This is a genomic window from Chryseobacterium sp., from assembly GCF_008014695.1.
GTDB lineage: Bacteria > Bacteroidota > Bacteroidia > Flavobacteriales > Weeksellaceae > Kaistella.
The window spans coordinates 251083-267494 of the sequence record NZ_VOXE01000002.1 but is presented as its reverse complement, the minus strand read 5'-3'; the positions used below and the strand labels follow the sequence as shown (position 1 = coordinate 267494).

Below are 16412 nucleotides of genomic sequence, written 5' to 3'. Positions count from 1 at the left end.
TTTTTTTTAGTCTTTTAATTCGGTTGCGATATGTTCTATTCCATCGGTGATGCCTTCGTAAAACCTACCCTCTTTAAATCTTTTCGTTATTATATCATCAAGGATGTGCTGCGTTTTTTCGTTGGACAGGGTTTTCATTATGCCTGTTCCGAAACGGATGGAAATCATCCGTTCTTTTCCGTCAATAATAATAAGCAAACCATTAAACTTGTCATCTTTACCAAAACGCCAGTCTGTAAGGACGTCGTCACCAAATTGGTTTATATCGGTGTAAGGTTTAATTGATTTCACGGTTACGACCCCGATCTCATTGGTGGTTTTTAAATCGTAATCACTTAAAATCTTTTCTAAATTATTCTCCTGCTCCAATGTCAGTAAATCGTCATAATCATTAACATACCCAATCTGATTTTCAAATCTGTATTCAGAAGGGATTTGGGTTTGCGCGGAATTTTTGCATCCGGAAATAATCAGGAAACAAAAAATCAGAATATAATTTCGGAGGTTTTGCAGCATCCATCTACGAGCTATAATTCCACCATTTCCGTCACTTCCACATCGTATCCGCCAACAAGCGGTTTGTTGTTGGGAGACTGCGTGATGACACGGAATTTATTGATCCCTAAATTCTTTAAAATCTGCGTACCGATTCCGTAATCGCGGAAGTTGGAAGCCAAAGTCGGGCGTTTTTCGGCTCCGTCCTGATAGTCCATAAACTGCTGCAGTTTACGCATCGTGTTTTCAGAATTCGAAACATTGTTAATGAAAATCAAAGCACCCTTTCCTTCATCATTGATCATTTTTGTCACTTTTTCAAGCAAAGGTTTTTCGCCTGAAATAAGTCTGCTTAACACATCAAAATAGGAATTGGAAGCCTGAACCCTCACTAAAATCGGTTCATCAACAGTCCAGGTTCCTTTTGTCAAGGCAAAATGAATCTGATCAGTACTTGTTTCCTTAAATGCCAGGAAGTCGAATTCTCCGTAAACAGTTTTTACCTTACGCTCTTCAATTCTTTCGATCAAATCACCTTTTTTAAGCTGATAATGAATAAGATCTTCAATGGAAACGATTTTAAGATCGTGTTTTTTAGCCAGTTCCACCAGTTCAGGAAGCCTTGCCATAGAACCGTCGTCATTCATAATCTCACAGATTACACCTCCTTCCTTCAATCCCGCAAGTTTCGTAAGATCAATGGCCGCTTCGGTATGTCCGGCTCTTTTCAAAACGCCACCTTTTTTAGCACGTAATGGAAAAATATGTCCGGGACGCATGAAATCTGCGGGTTTTGTTTTTTCATCCATCAAAGCCAGAATCGTTTTACTTCTGTCGCTAGCTGAAATCCCTGTTGAAACGCCATCTCCGAGCAAATCAACAGAAACGGTAAAAGCGGTTTCTTTCGGGTCGCTGCTTCGCGTGACCATAATATCAAGTCCCAGTTCGTCGCATCTTTTTTCCGGAAGTGGCGTACAGATGAGTCCTCTTCCGTAAATGGTCATGAAGTTGATGATTTCTGGGGTCGTCAATTCTGCTGCTGAAAGAAAATCACCTTCATTTTCGCGGTTTTCATCATCTACTACGATAATAATTTTACCGTTTCTCAGATCTTCGATGGCCTCAGGAATGGTGTTGAGTTTAATATCCGACATTTTACTTTGAATTTTTGCAAAGATACTTACAATTAAGGCAATCGGCAATTTATTTGGGGGATTTCAGGTCGACTGAAGCTCTTCTTTTCGGGGGCGGCGGCTTCGCCGCCGCCCCCGAAAAGCATCATTTAACCTAAAGAATCTACCGCATTTCTGATGATCTCATACGACTTCAGTCTTGCTTCATGGTCATAAATATGCGACGTAAACATGATTTCATCCACCTTAAAGGTTTCCTGAAAGTTCAGGAGCTGCTTTTTTACTGTTTCTTCACTTCCGATAAAACTGTACCTCAACTTCTGCATTACACCGGCCTTTTCCATGGGATTCCAGATTTCGTCCATATCATCTACGGGAGGAGCATACGGTTTCCTGTCGTTTCTGATAAGGTTAATGAAGGCTTGGTAAAGCGTTGTCGACAGTTTTTTTGCTTCCTCATCGGTATCTGCTGCAATTCCGTTTACGCAGGCGATAATGTAGGGTTCAGGAAATTTTTCACTGGGTTTGTAATTTTCACGGTAAATATCGAATGCAAAACTCATCATCTCGGGAGCAAAATGCCCGGCGAATGCGTAAGGCAGACCCATCTCAGCGGCCAGCCAGGCACTGTCGGTACTTGATCCCAGAATATAAATCGGAATATCGCAGCCTTCACCCGGAATTGCACGGACCAGGCTTTCCGAATTGTCTTCGGAAAAATACTGCTGCAATTCCTGAATCTGCCTCGGAAACTGTTCGTTGATGATCATTGGGTTCCTTCCCAAGGCTTTCGCCGTTAAACCGTCGGTTCCGGGAGCTCTTCCAACACCTAAATCAATTCGTCCCGGAAAAAGGCTTTCCAAAGTGCCGAACTGCTCAGCAATTACCAATGAACTGTGATTGGGCAGCATGATTCCGCCAGACCCAACCCGGATTTTTTCAGTTCCGTTCGCGATAAAGCCGATTAAAACAGAGGTTGCAGAACTGGCGATGCTGGCCATATTGTGATGTTCAGCGAGCCAAAATCTCCTGTAATTAAGTTTTTCGGTGAATCTTGCCAAATCCAGGCTGTCATTAAATGTATCGTGGATGGTTTTGTTCTGCTTTACAGGTGCTAAATCAAGAACTGATATGTCAAATTTTTTCATTTTTTTTCTTTCTGGTGATTATAATGGTTAAGCAGAATTCGAATTTCATTAAATTCAAATTCACTGGGCAGCACTTTCTTCCACTCGCCCAAGCTTTCGTGGGAATTTTTTTTAAATTCCTTTTCAAATATTTTTATTTTTTCCTTCGCAAAAATCCGGGACAAATCCAGCAAACCCTGCTCCGCAAATTTTGCCAGATGTCCGAAAATCGTTTCGGTAACAAGACCGCGTTCCTTTGCAATTTCGGGAATGGTTTTGCCGTTTTCAAAAAGCTGATAAGTGAGAATATGCGAAGGGATTTTTGCGATTTTCGTGGTGACACTCACTTCGTTTTCTGTATCAAAAAGTTTTGTTTCGAGTAAATGAAGTGTTTTCAGATCGTTCAGATAATCTTCCAGATCATCCAGAAAAACCCGGAAGTCTTCATTATACTGTTTCAGTCCTTTCACGCCTTTGCTTTCTGCATAAAATTCTTTCAGGGGAGCAAAAACCTTTGCATTAACATTTATAAAAAAGAAATTCACCGCGCCTTTGGCTTTGGTTTCCACTTCATTCCATTCCTCCGTTCCGCCGACAAATTTCTGCGTTTTCTGAACGATAATTTTTTTGAATTTTTCGAAAATGGCAATGAATTTTTCGGTTTCGGGCTTTATGGTTTCATAAAGAAACTTCACTTTGTCCGTATCAAGCGCTTTGCTGTGCTGCGCGGAATGTTGCCAAGATTCCAGTGAAGGCTTAAACCAATGACAGTCAAGCCGGTCAATTATTTTTTTTATGCTGTAATCGTACTTTTCAGCGTTCAGAATTTCCTCTACCCGGTCATTTGCATGTGTTTCATCCTGAAATTTCGAGACTCTTTTATCCGCAAAAATAACTTCGGGCGTGATTTTCGACTTTAAAACAATCCCTTCAAGCGTTCTGCATCTGGAAAGCGCGACATACACCTGTCCTGAAGCAAAAGATTTTCCGGCATCAATGATCAGACGGTCAAAAGTCAGACCCTGAGATTTATGAATGGTGACCGCCCAAGCCAAACGGATCGGATACTGATTGAAACTTCCCAGGACCTCTTCCTGAATGCTTTTATCGGCGGAAAGTGAATAGCGTTTCTGTTCCCAGATTTCCTTTTTCAGTTTATAAATATCTTCCTGCCCATCAATGATTACAGTAATCTCTTTTTCATCAACATCCACAACTTCGGCCAGTTTTCCATTGAAATATTTCTTTTCACCAGTGGCATCGTTCCGGATAAACATAATTTGGGCGCCGGGTTTGAGTTCCAGAATCTCATCATTAGGAAACTGGTTCTCATTGAAATTTCCGTCGATTTCCGCTTTGTATAAATACGATTTCCCCGGAAGTTCAGCCAGTTTCTTGCGGTTGATCTCATCTGCCATGCGGTTATGGGAAGTCAGATAAACATAAGGCTCATCCTTGGGCTCGAATTCCGGAATATATCTTTTATTCAACGTTTCAAAATCGATATCTCCAATTTCTCCGTTCCGGATTTCATTCAGGATTTCCAGGAATTTCTCATCGGTCTGGCGGTAAACTGTAGTTAATTCGAGGGTAATTAATGACAATTCCTTCAGCGCATGGCTGTCGAAAAAAAATGGTGACCGGTAATACTGTCCTAAAACATGCTCATCTCTTACTACCGGCGGAAGCTGGTACAAATCTCCGATAAAAAGCATCTGCACGCCTCCAAAACGCTGCTGATTTCTGCGGACATGACGCAGCGAGAAATCCATCATATCCAAAACATCAGCGCGAAGCATTGAAACTTCATCGATGATGATGATTTCAATTTCCCGGAGCAGTTTCAGTTTGTCTTTCCGGTATTTGAAATGTTGCATGAGATCGGCAATATTGTTGGCCAAATCTCCGTTAATTCTTTCGGTGGTCGGAACAAAAGTTCGCAGGGGCAAGCCAAACATGGAATGAATCGTCACTCCTCCTGCATTGATGGCAGCAATTCCGGTGGGGGCAACTACAATATGTTTCTTGCGGGTTTTCCTCACAAAATCATTGAGGAAAGTGGTTTTTCCCGTTCCGGCTTTTCCAGTGAGAAAAATACTTCTGTTCGTATGCTCCGCAAGATTAAAGAGGTCATCATTCATTGTTCAAATTTAATAAAAAAGGGCCAAAAAGGAGGCGTTTCTGAATACTCCGTTCGACTTAAGAAAAAAGAAAGTATTTTTGTACTCAATAAAAAAAATAAAAATGAAATATCTTATTATAGCGGCGCTCGCTGCAATCTCATTTTCATCCTGTACTGCGAAGAAAGCGGTTGAAAATCCGGACAATCTGCCAAAAGACATTTCTTTAAAGCCTGAAAGAACCTACGAAGAAGATCAGAAAAACATGCTGGCAATGCGGGCAGAAATCGAATCCATGATCAATGCTGAAACATGCAGTGATACTTCAGACTGGCGGCTTTCTCCGATAGGTTCAAAACCTTGCGGCGGGCCAACTGCCTATATTGCGTATCCCGTTAAAATTGAAGAAAAGATCTTACCGAAAATCAAGGCTTATACAGAAGCCAATTCCGCTTATAACAAAAAACGCGGGCTGATGTCGGACTGTGCGTTGGTAGCATCGCCTTCCGGAATTAACTGCGAAAACGGAAAAGCGGTTTTGGCGGCTGCAAATTCAGCAGTTTCAGAAGTTCATTAATTATCCAACACTCTGATCGCTGTCGGTTTTATGGAGTGCATCTTTCAGCAGCTTTGAAGGACTCCATTTTGCATGTCTCGAAGGTTTGATCAGATACCCCATCTTCAGCGTATAGACTTTTGTAAATTCGGCTCCGAAAAATACGAGTTGGCAGGAATAATTTACCCACATCATGAGTAAAATAACGGTTCCTGCCGCCCCAAAAATGGAAGTAGGTTTTGAAATTTCAAAATAATAGCCCAGTAAGGTCTTTCCTATATTGAACAACAGCGCCGTAACCAAGGCTCCCATCCAAACCGATTTCCAGGAAATCTCCACATCGGGCAGGACTTTGAACATAAAAGCAAACAGAACGACCACCACCACAAAACTCAGGACAAAATTGAGAACCTGCGCGAGCAGCAAAGTCTCCAGCCCGAAATGAGCGGTAATCCATTGATTCGCCAAACCGAGAATCGATGACAGAACCAAACTGATCAGAAGCAGAAATGCAATAATGAGAATCATTCCAAGGGAATTCGCGCGGTCTAAAATGTATTTCTGAATCGCTTTTTTCGGAGCTGCTTCCACATCCCAAAGCGAATTCAGGCTTTGCTGCATTTGAAAAAACAAAGTGGTTGCACCAAAAATAAGGGTCAAAATCCCGAAAACTTTCATCCAGATATTCTGATGGTCCCAAACAGCACTCATGACCATTGTCTGGAGGCTCTCGGCAATTTCTTTTCCGGCTATTCCACCTGCCTGTTCACTGATTTGGCCCTTTACCGCTTCATCACCGAAGAAAATTCCGGCGCACCAAATTACAATAATCAAAAGTCCAGGCAGCGAAAATATGGCATAATAAGCCATACTCGCGGAATCTTTAGACGCATGGGAATTGTTCCATTCCTGGAAAGTTTCCTTCAGAAGTTCCCAGGTAAATTTTATATATTTCATGAAATTGATTCAAAATCTTTTTTTAAAATGGCATATCGGTTCACATCCAGAAATTTTCCCTGATGGAAATATTCCTGTTTCAACAGACCTTCAAATTCCATTCCGGCTTTCTGCATGACCCTTCCGGACGCCGGATTATGAATGAAATGCGTCGCGTAAATCTTGTTCAGCTGCAAATCATTAAATCCAAATTCGAAGACAGCCTTTAAAGCTTCGGTAAGGTAGCCTTTTCCCCAGAAATCTTTGCCGAGCCAATAGCCAAGTTCCGCTTTGCGGTGTTCTTTCGTTAAATGAAGGCCAATTACACCGATGAGTTTCCCGATTTCCTTTTCACGGATGGCAAAGCGGTAAGATTCTCCGGATTCGATTCCGTCATCGCATTTCTGAAACCAGTTTTCAGCATCTTGACGCGTGTACGGAAAAGGAATATTGAAAAGATTCTTCGAAAAATCTTCGCAGGAATTCATGTGGAGGACAAAATCATCCAAGTCGTTTTTGGTTGGTCGACTAAGGATTAGGCGAGAAGTTTTGAGCTCAAAGTTCTGCATTATATTTCTAACCGAATATTAAAATTATTTTCAAGCAATAAAAGAAATTTATAAAAATATTGATATTCATCAATATCAGAAAACTTGTAAAACCTGTATTGTGGATTTGTCATAAATACTTCATGTATTTTTTCTCCATCATTTATAAAAACAGAATAATAAGAGGGATGGAGCATCATCGAGAAAAAGTCTTTTTTATATTTCATATTGTTCGGATCAGTATCATCTTGATAAATCACATCTTCCTCTTCTTTATATAAAAGACTATCAATGCTTGCCATTTTACTGATCTTTGTGTTAATTATAGCCTTCCAAAGTGCCTTTCCTTGTTCAACTTTAAAATCATCTTTCTTAGTACCATTTATTCCAATTGTATATAGATTTGCAGCCCAACTGTCCGCGGTTTTTTTTAACACAAAAACTTTTCTTGTCATGTGTGCATCTTGGGACACATAAATGCGTAATTCAAATGGTTGAATTTGATTTGACAGACCAATTTTTTTATCTACATACTTGTTCTGCCCGAAAATAAAATTTCCAAAAAACAGAAGCACTAAAATAATTTTCCTCATCAATTATCTTGAACTGTTAACTTCGATACTTGATCATTTTCCATCGCTGGGAAATTGCACTATTTATACCACCCCGAATATTTCACATAATTGTTCGCGATACGGTTGACTTCGCCTTCCAGCAGTTCCGAAGAAATATCTTTGATTTTCCGAGCCGGAATTCCGCCCCACACTTCCCCGGATTTGATATGCGTTCCCTGTGTTACCACAGAACCTGCCCCGACAATCGAGTTGCTTTCGACCAGACAGTCGTCCATCACAATGGCACCCATCCCGATCAGCACATTGTCCTTAATCGTGCAGCCATGAACAATCGCGTTGTGGCCTATGGAAACATTACTTCCGATATTGAGCGGAAATTTTTCAAAAGTGCAGTGCAGCATTGCGTTGTCCTGAACATTCACTTTGTCACCCATTTTAATATAATGCACATCTCCGCGGATAACGGCGTTGTACCAGATGCTGCAGTCCTTCCCCATCGTTACATCGCCGATTACCGTTGCCGTTTCCGCCAAAAAAGTATTTGCTCCGATCTCTGGGGTTTTTCCTAAAAGTTCTTTGATTAAAGCCATAATATTGGTTTAATTAGATGGTATATGTTTCTCCATTTCCACGCTCACTCCAAGCATTTCGCCTTTCATGGGTGGATTTGTTTTGGTTAGTCTGATTTTTATAAACGAAATCTGAGGAAATGCATTTTCAAGCTTTTTGAAAATCCTGCCGATGACATGCTCCAAAAGCTGGGAAGGAATTTTCATTTCTTCGTGAATAATTCCGTTGATTTCCGCGTAATTGATGGTATCCTTCAAATCATCGCTCTCGGATGCTTTCCACAAATCAGCATGGATATCCACATTGAGCAGATAATACGTCCCAATTATTTCTTCTTCCGGAAGCACGCCGTGATAGGCGTATATTTTAACGTTTTCGAGGAGGATTTTGGAGATCATAATTAAAGTCTGTCAGATAGAAACTTTGTTAAAGTCTCCGTGAATAATTATTTTATCGTCTTACTCATTTCCAGCATCGCTTCAATCGGTTTCAAAGCCCGCAAACGGAGTTCTTCTTCAATTAAAATTTCCGGAAGTTCGTATTTCATGCATAAATAGAGTTTCTCCATTGTGTTTCTTTTCATGTAAAAACATTCGGAACAGTTGCAGCTTTTATCAAAAACCAGGGCAGGAATCAGTTCCTTATGCGGCGCGCGCTTTCTCATTTCGTGCAGAATTCCTTCCTCGGTAGCGACAATAAATTTCTGGCAATCGTCTTTTTCCACATAATTCAGCAAAGCAGAAGTGGAACCGATAAAATGCGCCAAATCAAGCACAGCAGATTCGCTCTCCGGATGGGCAATAAGCTTCGCATCCGGATTTTCCGCAAGTTGCGTGGCAATTCTTTCCATGGAAAAAGCTTCGTGAACAATGCAGCTTCCGTCCCACAGGATCATGTCGCGTCCGGTTTTTTTTGCCAGGTACCGGCCTAAGTTCTTGTCGGGCGCGAAAATAATCGGACGGTCTTCCGGCAAACTTTTAATAATTGTTTCGGCGTTGGAACTCGTCACGATAATATCAGATTCCGCTTTGGTTTCAGCGTTACAGTTGATGTACGTCGCGATTAACGCATTCGGATACTGTTCGCGCATTTTTCTTAAACCCTCTCCGCTGCAGCCATCGGCAAGTGAACATCCGGCCTGAGTGTCCGGAAGCACGACTTTTTTCGTCGGATTGAGGATTTTTGCTGCTTCCGCCATGAAATGAACGCCGCAAAAGGCAATCATATCGGCATCGGTATCTTTGGCCTGTCTCGCCAACTGAAGTGAGTCGCCAAGAAAATCTGCAATATCCTGGATCGCAGGAGACTGATAATAATGCGCCAGAATCACCGCATTTTTTTCTTTTTTCAGGTCCAGAATGGCTTTCACCAAATCGTCTCCCTGCGGAATGTTGAGATGGTCTATATTTAAAAATCCCCTGATCGGCAGATTTGATATGGCTTTATCTAAATTTTCTGTGCTCATCTGTTAAAAATATTTAGGATTTGGATGTATAAATTTATAATTAAAATCTGTAATGAATCGCGTTGACGAAATAATGCGCTGTCCGAAGTTTTCTGAATCTTCCTTGTTGCTTTCTAAATGCAGAATTTCACCAATCGCGGGATGTTCCGGCGCAACGATATTGTAAATTACGGATTTTTTATCGGAGTTCAAAATCTCCTCAACGATCTTTAAAATATCATCGTAGTGAATATAATTCACCGGTTTTCCCGGATGTTCCGGGATCCGGTTTTTAAAGAAATTCTGCACGGTTCTTTCATCGCCCATTAAACCGCCAAAACGCAGAATATTGGTTTGCGGATATTTCTTTCTGACTGAATTTTCCGCAGAAAGAATGTCTGCTCTTAAATTTTCGGTTTCATTTTCGGTAAAAGTTTTGTTTTCCTGCGGATAAATTCCGGTTGAACTGAAAAGGATCGTTTTCGGAAAAATATTTTTCATTTTTTCAAAACCTTTGAGCCATGTATTGCGCGAAATCGGCATGCTGAAAATCGCTGCATCTGCGGAATTAAGGAATTCAAAACCATCATCTTTACTGAAATCAAGCAAGTGAACTTCAGCAGCAACGGCTTCAAGATCAGCCATTTTTTCAGGGGAAGTGGTGGTCGCAATAACGTGATGATTTCTGTCGGTTAAATATCTGGCCAACCTTTTACCCACCCAACCGCAGCCGATGATGGCAATTTTCATGACTTAAGAAAGTTTTTCAGGATATTTTCAACCGCACTTTTTGCTTCATCCAGATCATTGTTCACGACAATTTCATCAAACTGGTCTTTGAAAGTCATTTCATCGCCTGCTTTTTCAACTCTTGTGCTGATGGTTTCGGCATCGTCGGTAGCCCGGGAAACCAGTCTGCGCTCCAGTTCTTCAATCGAAGGCGGCATAATGAAGATGGATAGGGCTTTATCACCAAAATATTTTTTTAAAGAAATGCCGCCTTTTACATCCACATCAAAAATAACCGCCTTTCCGCTGTCCCAGATTCTCTCGACTTCAGATTTTAAAGTTCCGTAGTATTTATCTTCATATACTTCTTCAAATTCCACAAAAGCGTTTTCAGAAATTTTCTTTCTGAATTCATCAGGGGAAAGAAAATGATAATCAATGCCGTCCTTCTCGCTTCCGCGCGGACTGCGGGTTGTACATGAAACGGAAAATGCCAGTTCCGGAAATTCTTCCAGACAGTGCTTTACCAAAGTGGTTTTTCCGCTTCCGGAAGGTGCTGAAAATATAATGACTTTTTGCATAGTAGATTAGATTCAGAAGTCAGACATCAGACATCAGACTTACAAAAAAAGGTCTGAGATCTGAAATCTTGTACCTGAATCTATAAAACGTTTAAGGTTTGTTCTTTGATTTTTTCGAGGTCATCTTTCATCATGACTACGAGTTTCTGAATTTCAGCGTGATTGGCTTTTGAACCTAGTGTATTGATTTCACGGCCGATTTCCTGAGAGATGAATCCAAGTTTTTTTCCGTTCAGGTTTTCATTTTTCATCACTTCTGTATAGTATTTCAGGTGCTGAACCAAACGAACTTTTTCTTCGGAAATGTCCAGTTTTTCGGTATAATATGCCAGTTCCTGATAGAAACGCGTCTCATCGATGTTTCCGAATTCTTTCAGCGTATTCTGATACCTTTCTTTTACAGCTTCCAGACGGACTCCTTCATATGGAACCACCATTGATAAATACGTTTCGATGTTGTGGATGTTGCGTTTAAGTTCTTCGTGAAGAATATCGCCTTCGGTTTTTCTGAAATTTTCAAATTTTGAAATCGCTTCCTGAAGCAACTGAAGGAGTAAAACCCATTCGTTATCGTTGATTTCATCCGTTTTTGCAGAAATGGCTTCAGGCATTCTTACGGCCATTTTAAGATATTCAAAATCAGGTCCGTCACCGGCAATTTTCTTCAGTTCGGCAATGTAAGATTTCACCACCTCTTCATTGATGTTTGAATCATTTTCACTGTTCAGGGTTTCGAGGTGTATATAACAGTCGACTTTCCCTCTCGTAATCCGGTCGTTCAGCACTTTACGGATTTCAAACTCTTTTTCTTTATACCGCGACGGCATCTTGATACTGAGGTCAAAAGATTTGCTGTTCAGCGATTTAAGGTCAATGGTAATTTTTTTTCCTTCATAAACACCTTCACTTCTTCCGAAGCCTGTCATGGATAAAATCATAGATTTTTAATTAAGAAACAAAGATAAAAATTATTGCAGGAAAGTACTGTTTTGAACGGTTTATTTCAAAAAAATCAGGAAATTAGCGGAGTGAAAAAATTGATTTCCATCATCGGCACCACCGGAATCGGCAAAACAAAACTCGCGATCGGAATTGCGGAGCATTTCAGCACCGAAATCATTTCCTGCGATTCGCGTCAGTTTTTCCGGGAAATGAAAATCGGCACCGCCACCCCTTCCGATGAGGAACTTGCTGCAGTTCAGCATCATTTCATCGGAAATCTTTCGGTTGAAGATTATTATTCGATCGGACAGTTTGAGAAAGATGCCATCAGAAAAACCGAAGAACTGTTCAGAGATCAGAATGTCGTGGTTTTGGTGGGAGGAAGCATGATGTACGAGAAAGCCGTTATTGAAGGCCTGAATGATTTACCCGAAGCCGACGTAGAAAATCAGCGGAAACTTGAAAAAATATTTGACGAGGAAGGTATTGAACCTCTGCAGAAAATCCTGGAAGATGCAGACCCTGAATATTTTAAAACGGTAGACAAAGACAATCCGAGAAGGCTTTTCCGCGCGATCGACCTCATCTGGCAAACCGGAAAATCGTACACCGAAAATATTTCAGAACAGGTAAAAAAACGCGATTTTGAAGTGATCAGAATCGGAATCACCGCACCACGTGAAATTATTTACGAAAGAATCAACCGGCGCGTTGATAAAATGGTGGAAGAAGGTTTGCTGGAGGAAGCCAGATCGCTCCTACCCTTTAGAAACAATGTAGCCTTGCAGACGGTTGGCTATTCGGAACTTTTTAAATATTTTGACGGCGAATGGCCGCTCGATTTTGCGATGGAAGAAATCAAGAAAAATTCCCGGAGATTCGCAAAACGGCAACTCACGTGGTACCGAAAAGAAGAAAACATCCATTGGGTAAATTTTGAAAATTCCCTCGAAGAATCCTTATCTTTGCTTAACCGTTTAAACCTCAAACCTTAACAATAATACAATGGCACAAACTCCATCAAATATGCTCGAACTCGGAACGAAAGCTCCTTTTTTCGAACTTCCGAACCCTTCAAACAGCAACGAAATTCAGTCGCTGGAAGACCTAAAAGGCGAAAAAGGCACGCTCGTTATTTTCATGTGCAACCACTGCCCGTTTGTTCTTCATGTTATCGACAAACTCGCGGAACTTTATGAAGATTATCATGAAAAAGGCATAGAATTTATTGCCATCAACTCCAATGATGTTGAAAAATATCCTGCGGATTCGCCTGAAAAAATGGCTGAATTTCAGGTGGAAAGAAAATTCGACTTCCCTTATCTTTATGATGAAAGTCAGGCCATTGCAAAAGCATATGATGCGGCATGCACACCGGATTTTTTCTTTTTTGATGAAAAATTGGATTTGATATACCGCGGCCAGATGGATGATTCCAGACCGGGAAACCAAAAGGAAATTACCGGCGAAGATCTGATTATCGCTTTTGAAAATCTTCTCGCAGGCGCGCCTCAGGAAGAAATGCAGCGACCTAGTATGGGCTGCAATATTAAATGGAAAGCGTAGAAAGAGTCAGGTAAGATGTAAAAAGAGCCAAGTGAAGGAGATAAATCTGCTTTAACCTGGCTCTTTTTATTTTGGTAAGTTTCGTTAAAAGAACGGATTGTGGGTTTTCTCAAAACCAACTGTTGTCGGATTTCCGTGACCGTTGTAGACTTTGGTTTCAGCATCCAGAATAAATAGTTTGGTTTTGATACTGTCGATGAGTTGCTCATGATTTCCTTTATAAAGATCCGTCCTGCCGATGCTGCCTTCAAAAAGAACGTCGCCGGAAATAACAAATTTCTGCGATTCAGAATAAAATGCGATGCTGCCCGGCGAATGACCCGGAACGTGAAGGATCCTGAATTTATCTTCATCGAGTTTTAACGCATCACCTTCCTTCAAATATTCAATTTCACCTTCGAAAGGTTTAAAGAAAAACCCGAATTGTTGAGCGCTCATCGGATTTCTGTCGAGAATTTCTTTATCCTCTTCATGCATCAAAACAGGAACCTTAAAAGTATCAAAAGCCCACTGCAGCCCCAGTACATGGTCGATATGAGCATGAGTGAGCAGAATATACTTAACCGTCAGCTGATTTTCAGAAATAAATTTCTCTAAAACCGCTGTTTCCGCCTCACTGAAGTTTCCCGGATCCAGAAGGAAAGCGTTTTTTTGGTCATTGAAAATCACATACGTGTTTTCTGAAAACGGATTGAAAGCAAAAGATTTAAGGTGAAGCATTTTTAATAAATTTAGGTTTCCAAAAATACGATTTGCAGCTCAGACGAGAGCATGCGTTAAAACATTTTGGCGTAATTTTCGTTATCTTCGTACAGATGAAAAAATTTTCCTTGCTTTTAATTTTCTTCAGCGCATTGGCCTTCGGACAGATCCGGAGCATTCAGCTGTTCAACCCTCAAACGAACGATGAAACGCCTGTTATTGGATTCAATGAACAGCTGATCCTGCGATTTGATGACCTTTCAAACTCCAGCACGGTATACCGTTATACGCTCAGGCATTTTGACCGAAACTGGCAGGACGATGGCCTTTTCTTTACTGAATATGCGAACGGCAGCCTGAATGCGCTTATTGAGGAGTTTCAGTATTCATTCAATACTTTTCAAAAATATACCAATTACACCTTAACGATCCCGAATGATAAAATTCAGCCCAAAATTTCAGGGAATTTTGAGATCGTTGTATACCAAGATTCTGCAGACCGGCCGTTGTTCACCAAAAGATTCAGTATTGTTGAAGGCGGTGCCAATCTGGCGCTGAATATTACAAGAACGAGCGATGCCCGAAATCCGGAACTCAATCAGAGAGTTGAAGTTCAGGCGGTCGGAAGCGGTTCAACTTTAAATTCGAATACGAATTCTGTGACTCTGAATGTCATCCAGAACAACAATTTTAATGTGGGGGTTTTCAATCAAAGACCAAGCGCAACGCTCGGAAACAAGATTCTTTTTCAGCAGATGGATCTTTCTTTCCCCGGAAACAATGAGTTTTATTATTTCGACAATAAAATCATCAACCAATCCTTTGACATGGTTGCCGGCGCGGAAAATGTTGACGGAGTTAACCATACTTACCTTCATCCGGTTTGGGCTTTTCCTTTGAATTACCAGTATCAGCCCGATGTAAACGGTGCATTTTATTTCCGCAGAAATGATCTCGGGATTGAACGTATTGCAGATAAGGAAGGAGATTATTCCTGGGTTTATTTCGCTTTGGAATCTGAAAAAACCGATAAGGAACTTTTCGTTTTAGGCGGTTTTAATGATTTTATACCTTCGAAAGAAAACCAGATGTTTTACGACGATACCCAAAAAATGTACATTGCAAAAATCTATCTGAAACAGGGCTTCTACAATTATATTCTGGCAACTAAAAACCAAGACGGAACGCTGAATTTCGGTGAAATCAACGGGAATTTCTGGCAGACGGAAAATCTTTATCAGGCTTATCTTTATTACAAACCTTTCGGAAGGAATTATGATGGGTTACTTGGTTATGGGGAATTCAGAACTCCGGTCCGGTAATCAGGACAGATAAAAATCCTTCATTTTTTCCTCGCATAAAGTTTTCACGACCTCAATCCAGCGGTCTTCATCGTTCAGACATGGGATGTAATGGAAGTTCTCGCCGCCCGCATGCAGAAATTCCTCTTTTCCTTCAACTGAAATTTCTTCCAAAGTTTCCAGACAGTCTGAAACGAAAGCCGGGCAAACGATTGCCAGATTTTTCACCCCTTTTTTAGGGAGATTTTCCAAAGTTTCGTCAGTGTAAGGCTCTATCCACTTGTCATTTCCCAGTCGCGACTGAAACGAAATAACGGTTTTTTCCTTTGGAATATTCAGTTTTTCAATAACGGTTTCGGTGGTTTTAAAACACTGGTGACGGTAACAGAACTGGTGGCTCGGATTGCTTTCGCGAGAGCAGCAGTCGTTCAGATTACAGGTGTTGGTAGGATCGGTTTTATAAATATGCCGTTCCGGAACGCCGTGATAAGAAAACTGCAGTGCATCGTAATTTTCCGGCAATTTTTCGCGGATGCTTTCAGCCAGACAGTTGATGTAAATCTCGCGGTTGTAAAAGGGCTGAACGTAATTTATTTTGATGCCCGGAAATGATTTCTTACGCACTTCTTCAGCCTTGTCGATTACCGTTTCGGTTGTGCTCATCGCATATTGCGGATAAAGCGGAAACAAAACAATTTCAGTAACGCCCTGTTCGGTAAGTTTCCGGAGGCCGGTTTCAATGCTGGGTTCTGCGTAGCGCATTCCAATTTCCACCGGAATATCAACGGTTTTCTGTAATTTTTCCTTAATTTTTTTGGTAATGACGATGAGCGGCGAACCTTCATCGGTCCAAACGGTTTTATAGGCTTCTGCAGATTTTGCCGGGCGGGTTCTCAAAATTACACCACGAACAAGCAAGGCCCGGAAAAACCACCGGTAATCGATGACTTTTTCGTCCATCAGAAACTCATCCAGATATTCTTTTACATCTTCAACAGCAGTAGATTTCGGTGACCCGAGATTGACTAATAAAATTCCTTTTTTTGACAAAATATTTAGTTTTTTACAGTGAAGATGTTTTTGAATG

19 protein-coding genes are annotated in these 16412 nt (G+C 41.0%); 4 read left to right on the top strand and 15 right to left on the bottom strand.

The genetic code is table 11. From position 1 onward, the window contains the following. Nucleotides 1-6: 6 nt before the first annotated feature. From FUA25_RS05665 to FUA25_RS05650, 4 genes are all read right to left on the bottom strand, one after another. Nucleotides 7-516 (bottom strand): TPM domain-containing protein, encoded by a 510-nt coding sequence (locus tag FUA25_RS05665; RefSeq protein WP_147755933.1) that lies wholly within the window; start codon nucleotides 514-516, stop codon nucleotides 7-9. 11 nt (nucleotides 517-527) lie between these two features. After that, a complete protein-coding gene (gene ribB / locus FUA25_RS05660; RefSeq protein WP_147755932.1) occupies nucleotides 528-1649 on the bottom strand; it encodes a 3,4-dihydroxy-2-butanone-4-phosphate synthase in 1122 nt (373 codons plus the stop codon). A gap of 128 nt (nucleotides 1650-1777) precedes the next feature. Further along, nucleotides 1778-2776: an LLM class flavin-dependent oxidoreductase gene (locus FUA25_RS05655; RefSeq protein WP_147755931.1), complete on the bottom strand. Its 999-nt coding sequence runs from the start codon at nucleotides 2774-2776 to the stop codon at nucleotides 1778-1780. Next, entirely contained in the window at nucleotides 2773-4896 is a 2124-nt protein-coding gene (locus tag FUA25_RS05650; protein ID WP_147755930.1) for a helix-turn-helix domain-containing protein, read from the bottom strand. The genes FUA25_RS05655 and FUA25_RS05650 overlap by 4 nt, the downstream gene beginning before the upstream one ends. Before the next feature lie 103 nt (nucleotides 4897-4999). On the opposite strand from FUA25_RS05650, the gene FUA25_RS05645 reads away from it, so the two are divergent. Beyond that, nucleotides 5000-5452, top strand: a complete 453-nt coding sequence (locus FUA25_RS05645; RefSeq protein ID WP_147755929.1) for a hypothetical protein — start codon at nucleotides 5000-5002, stop codon at nucleotides 5450-5452. Here the strand turns inward: FUA25_RS05645 and FUA25_RS05640 are convergent, their stop codons facing one another. From FUA25_RS05640 to FUA25_RS05600, 9 genes are all read right to left on the bottom strand, one after another. Continuing rightward, entirely contained in the window at nucleotides 5453-6388 is a 936-nt protein-coding gene (locus FUA25_RS05640; protein WP_147755928.1) for a YihY/virulence factor BrkB family protein, read from the bottom strand. It abuts the gene before it with no gap. After that, nucleotides 6385-6936 carry a GNAT family N-acetyltransferase gene (locus FUA25_RS05635; RefSeq protein WP_147755927.1) on the bottom strand — a complete coding sequence of 184 codons (552 nt, stop codon included), beginning with the start codon at nucleotides 6934-6936 and terminating at the stop codon, nucleotides 6385-6387. The genes FUA25_RS05640 and FUA25_RS05635 overlap by 4 nt, the downstream gene beginning before the upstream one ends. Beyond that, a complete protein-coding gene (locus tag FUA25_RS05630; protein WP_147755926.1) occupies nucleotides 6936-7508 on the bottom strand; it encodes a hypothetical protein in 573 nt (190 codons plus the stop codon). The genes FUA25_RS05635 and FUA25_RS05630 overlap by 1 nt, the downstream gene beginning before the upstream one ends. A 59-nt stretch (nucleotides 7509-7567) precedes the next feature. Continuing rightward, nucleotides 7568-8080 carry a gamma carbonic anhydrase family protein gene (locus FUA25_RS05625; RefSeq protein ID WP_147755925.1) on the bottom strand — a complete coding sequence of 171 codons (513 nt, stop codon included), beginning with the start codon at nucleotides 8078-8080 and terminating at the stop codon, nucleotides 7568-7570. A gap of 9 nt (nucleotides 8081-8089) precedes the next feature. Next, complete coding sequence (folB, locus tag FUA25_RS05620) at nucleotides 8090-8458, bottom strand: dihydroneopterin aldolase (RefSeq protein ID WP_147755924.1); 369 nt, start codon at nucleotides 8456-8458, stop codon at nucleotides 8090-8092. A gap of 47 nt (nucleotides 8459-8505) precedes the next feature. Beyond that, nucleotides 8506-9525, bottom strand: coding sequence for a quinolinate synthase NadA (nadA, locus tag FUA25_RS05615; protein WP_147755923.1), 1020 nt, complete (start codon nucleotides 9523-9525; stop codon nucleotides 8506-8508). A gap of 3 nt (nucleotides 9526-9528) precedes the next feature. Continuing rightward, a complete protein-coding gene (locus tag FUA25_RS05610; RefSeq protein ID WP_147755922.1) occupies nucleotides 9529-10254 on the bottom strand; it encodes an NAD(P)H-binding protein in 726 nt (241 codons plus the stop codon). Next, a complete protein-coding gene (gmk, locus tag FUA25_RS05605) occupies nucleotides 10251-10814 on the bottom strand; it encodes a guanylate kinase (RefSeq protein ID WP_147755921.1) in 564 nt (187 codons plus the stop codon). Before gmk ends, FUA25_RS05610 begins: the two co-directional genes overlap by 4 nt. A gap of 80 nt (nucleotides 10815-10894) precedes the next feature. Next, nucleotides 10895-11752 carry a YicC/YloC family endoribonuclease gene (locus tag FUA25_RS05600; RefSeq protein ID WP_147755920.1) on the bottom strand — a complete coding sequence of 286 codons (858 nt, stop codon included), beginning with the start codon at nucleotides 11750-11752 and terminating at the stop codon, nucleotides 10895-10897. 90 nt (nucleotides 11753-11842) lie between these two features. Between FUA25_RS05600 and miaA the strand changes: the two genes are divergently transcribed. Together miaA and FUA25_RS05590 are read left to right on the top strand one after the other, a co-directional pair. After that, nucleotides 11843-12751 carry a tRNA (adenosine(37)-N6)-dimethylallyltransferase MiaA gene (miaA, locus tag FUA25_RS05595; protein ID WP_147755919.1) on the top strand — a complete coding sequence of 303 codons (909 nt, stop codon included), beginning with the start codon at nucleotides 11843-11845 and terminating at the stop codon, nucleotides 12749-12751. A gap of 10 nt (nucleotides 12752-12761) precedes the next feature. Continuing rightward, nucleotides 12762-13322 carry a thioredoxin family protein gene (locus FUA25_RS05590; protein ID WP_147755918.1) on the top strand — a complete coding sequence of 187 codons (561 nt, stop codon included), beginning with the start codon at nucleotides 12762-12764 and terminating at the stop codon, nucleotides 13320-13322. Nucleotides 13323-13406: 84 nt separating this feature from the next. Here the strand turns inward: FUA25_RS05590 and FUA25_RS05585 are convergent, their stop codons facing one another. Next, the gene (locus FUA25_RS05585; RefSeq protein WP_147755917.1) at nucleotides 13407-14042 is read right to left on the bottom strand and encodes an MBL fold metallo-hydrolase; all 636 of its coding nucleotides are present in this window, start codon (nucleotides 14040-14042) and stop codon (nucleotides 13407-13409) included. A gap of 95 nt (nucleotides 14043-14137) precedes the next feature. Here FUA25_RS05585 and FUA25_RS05580 point away from each other — a divergent pair, with 95 nt between their 5' ends. Continuing rightward, nucleotides 14138-15346 (top strand): type IX secretion system plug protein domain-containing protein, encoded by a 1209-nt coding sequence (locus FUA25_RS05580; protein WP_147755916.1) that lies wholly within the window; start codon nucleotides 14138-14140, stop codon nucleotides 15344-15346. Here FUA25_RS05580 and hemH read toward each other — a convergent pair whose 3' ends face one another. After that, the gene (gene hemH, locus FUA25_RS05575; protein WP_147755915.1) at nucleotides 15347-16375 is read right to left on the bottom strand and encodes a ferrochelatase; all 1029 of its coding nucleotides are present in this window, start codon (nucleotides 16373-16375) and stop codon (nucleotides 15347-15349) included. Nucleotides 16376-16412: the final 37 nt, after the last annotated feature.